The sequence below is a fragment of the Citrobacter sp. wls757 genome, from assembly GCF_005280935.1.
GTDB lineage: Bacteria > Pseudomonadota > Gammaproteobacteria > Enterobacterales > Enterobacteriaceae > Citrobacter > Citrobacter portucalensis.
Genome location: NZ_SZWU01000038.1, coordinates 39757 through 43714, shown reverse-complemented (window position 1 = coordinate 43714; position 3958 = coordinate 39757). Strand labels below are relative to the sequence as shown.

Genomic DNA, 3958 nt, shown 5'->3' with positions numbered 1-3958 from the left:
GAAAGGGAGATAGCCGCCACGCTGCGGCTATCTCCTGTTTATATCCCGATCAGGAATTTGGTTGATGGTTCTCAACTACCCAGACGGTGAGTACTTTTTCCAACGTTTTATCTCCCGTCGTTGCCTTCGCTCTTACCCAACTTACACCGGCCGTATCCGTTCTCAGTTCAGAGTAAGCATTCCCTAACTTAAAGTTGGTTTTATCCGGCGTCATCGTAAAGGTTCCGCTGCCGGGTTTGGCTTTGCTGCCTGCGCTAAATTCGACACTGCCGTTTAACGGGTTACCGAATTTATCCTGCAACCGGGCCATAAAGCCTACCGGCTCAAGGTTGGCAACGGCATAGCCAGGATCCTGCTCCAGAGTGAGTACTGGATTCTGGGCATCGGCATTCAGCGTTATCGAAGCATTTGCCGAGACATTGCTACCGTGTTCAGCCAATGTGGCGGTCAGCGTGTAACGACCCGCCTTATTACCGTGGACATTTACAGTCGCAGTACCGGAACCATTGGTGGTGACAAGCGTATTGTCAATCACCAGAGGATCGCGTGGCGATGGACCTGTAGCCGTAATTTTCAGCTTACGATTGCTGACGCTGTTCCCTGATGTATCGGTCAGATGCAGGGTAAACGCCACGTTATCCACATCACTGACTACGGCGGATGTAGTTGACGGTTCGATCGTCAACGCGGCATTTTGCAGATCCGATACCACCTCAATCGCCTTACTCGCCGTAACGCGTTTACCCTCTTTGATGAAGGTTGCCTGCAATTGATAGTGCCCGGCTTCTGCGGCAATAAAGTTTGTTGATGCCATTCCTTTCTCATCCAATGTCAGTTCGGACTGGCCCAGTTTTAATCCACTGGCAGGGGAACTGGTCAGGTGCACGTCACCACTAAATGGGTTGTTTTCACCGTCGACAACCTGTACCTGAATTTCATGTGCCGCTGATGCGTTTGCCACAATGCTCTCAGACGGTGCGGTCAAATTCAGCACTGCGCTGTTAATATCAGGTACGAATTCCAGGTCAACGCTTGAGGACTCAACGCTGTGCTGCCCATCTGTAACCCTGGCATTAACGGTGTAATGACCTGCCTTAACCGTAGTTAACGTTACCGTCGCGTAACCGTCTTTATTGGTGGTGATTTTCTCCGGGTACACGAGCCCTTGTGGCGTTATGATAAGCTCCACTTTCTGTCCTTCAACCGACGCAGCGGTATTGTTGAGCATGATTTCAAGCGTGGCACCATCGCGACCGTTTGCTGCAATATTGGTGATTGCGCCATTGTCTTTGGCCGTCAGAGACAATGTTGCCCCCTCCATTGCAGAGGCAAATGTTACGCTTAGCGATGAGCTGATGTTCCCCGCGCTTAGCGTAATATCATAAGTTCCCGGCGTTGAACTGGTCAGTGAGAATCTTGCTTCACCTTTGGCATCGGTCTTCACAACGTTCTCCCCATTCGCGATCTTAACCTGTGGCGGTAACGCCAGAGTGACCGTGTATCCGGACAGCGGGTTCCCATAACGGTCGGTCAGGGTAACGGCCGCGACATTACTCTGTTTGCCATCCGCCAGCGCATTGTCCCTGGTCAGGTTAAAAGCCTGCACCACCGGTTGCGTTTTGTCGGCAATCCAGTTGGCTTGTTTTTCCAGTCCGGAGAAATCATGTTTTTGTGACGTCACACCAATGCGTGTCGCCTGAGCCAGTTCAGACGTTGCCTTAGCGCTGTACACGCCGTCTTTCTCTTCTACGGCAGTAAAACGGACTTCGCCGCTGGCTGAGACTGCATAAAAACGTAAGCTGTCGTCGCCGGTGATGGCATTCCCGTCTTTATCTTTTGCTTCTAACGCCAGGCTAATCGGGTGCCCAACGACCTGCTCCATGGGCATTACCGTGAATGTCGATTTTGCCGCCTCTGCGGAAACCGCTTTTAGTTTCACCGTCAGGGTTTCTGTTTTACCCAGGACTTTAGCGGTGATGCGTGCCGTCCCCGCCGTTAAACCCGGCGTCAGCGTGGCGGTATACACCCCGGAGCGGGTTTCCTGCACTACACCAAGTTTTGGAGCCTGTGCTGAACGCTCACGATTTCTCTGTGCGTCAGGCGTAAACGCTAAAGACAACTCAATGTCATGTGCAAGCCCTGTTAACGGATTACCATTGGTATCTTTAAGCACCAGCGTAACCGGATGTTGTGACTTCCCGTCAGCCGCGATGATCGGTTGCTGCTCGCCGTTCAATGTAAAATCCATTGTGCCGACAGAGGCTGAACTCCCCGTCACCGTCACGTTCATCACCGCATAGTTAGAGACATTTCCTTTAACATCTCGCGCCGTTGCACCGATTTGCCAATGATTAGTGCCGCCTGGTGTATAAGCGGGTAACGTCAGTTGCCATGATGTGCCGCTACCGGAAATGCGTCCGCCAGCGGCGGTAAATGCGCTATCGTTCCACTCTACCGACTGAATGCCCCAGTGGGATTTATCCAGCGAAATATTCACCGGAATAACGGCGCCACCTTCCCCCTGTACGCTTTCAGGCAGGCGGATTTTCAGAACCGATTTTTTGCGGTATTCCAGAACAATATTGTTATTTCGTTCGACAAAATCGTAGCGTCCGTGCTGAACTTCGCGCATTAACGCAACATTGTCGCTGTCCAACTGCTTCGCCAGCGGGATGCCGGGGCGATAGTTAATCTCTATGCCGAAGCGTGAATCATGAGTATTGCTCTGCCCCTGCTTGTGTTCAGCGGAAAGCGTAACTAGCGGAACCGGCGTATAGCTGATCCCGCCTGTAAAGGCGTACGGATTTTCCTGAAGATGATTGCTGCCAAAGAGGCCGACATTCTTGCCGTAATACTTTTCATATTTAAGCGATGCGCCCAGTTGCGGATACGATGGCAACCAACCTTGGGTATAGATATCCCATCCATCCGCCGGACGTTCCTGATAATCATCCAGATCGTGGGAATCCTTCCATTTTGATAATCTTAAATAAGCATTTGCGCCTGCGCGTAAATAATCTCGCCAATACTCAACGCCTGCACCCATACGTGCGTGATGACGACTTAAATCGTAGTCATAAAATAAGTTTGCGCCCAGCATTGAATTATCCGCCGTGAAATAGCGATAACCCATGCCGATATTAGTTTGGGTTCTGTCATCGGTACGGTGAAGCGATGTCTGGCTAAATAAAACATGCTGCTTTGTATCAACCCACGGATAAAGGAAATCGAACGCCGAATCTTTCAACGAGAAAGCGTCATCGACGTTGAGTTGAATACGCGCATTACCGTACTTCTGTAGCCACTCTACCACCTCCTTCGTTGCCTGTGCTGAGACGGTATTGGCAGCAAAACTGCCCGCATGGCCGTTTTCAATACTTCTGCCAGCCTGCGCGGCGAGAGAAGACAGGCCGCGCAGTTCTTGCTGTTCTGCGGCGGCCTGCGATGCCTTAACGGCTGACGCATGGCTGATGGTTGGCGTGAAGCTAAGAAGGGCAGGATACAGAGCCTGCAAAGCGATTGTTGACCATGCGACAACCTTATTAACGGGGCCTGTTGCCCCATTGCTCCGCGAAATTTTCTTATTTGACATTTGTAACTCCAATATCAATTAAAAAAATCAAAGGTTATTCCATGTACTGAACGGGATGCGTAATATATGTATTTAGTAGGAAAATTCAAGAGTTGTTCATGGAGAAGTTAACTGGATATTTTTACACTATGCGGCATTGTGGGCTGTTTAACGATGTCGAACGTTTAAATGACGAATGTATTTAAAAAATACGTTTCTTTTTATCGTGATGATTTTAAGCCTGTAGGGATATTATTTAACCATGGTCGTTCACTGTTAAATAAAAAGAGTTATCAGGAAATTAATCTGTCTGTTCGTATTCAGCTATCATCACGTTCTCCGGATCTAAGTCTGGAACGTGTCAACACTTTCAGGACGGGGCAATAG

The 3958-nt window shown here is 49.8% G+C and carries 1 protein-coding gene; it reads right to left on the bottom strand.

Annotated elements, in window-relative coordinates; translation table 11 throughout:
• Positions 1-49 precede the first annotated feature (49 nt).
• Positions 50-3592 carry an inverse autotransporter beta domain-containing protein gene (locus FDW94_RS10320; protein ID WP_137377538.1) on the bottom strand — a complete coding sequence of 1181 codons (3543 nt, stop codon included), beginning with the start codon at positions 3590-3592 and terminating at the stop codon, positions 50-52.
• Positions 3593-3958 lie beyond the last annotated feature (366 nt).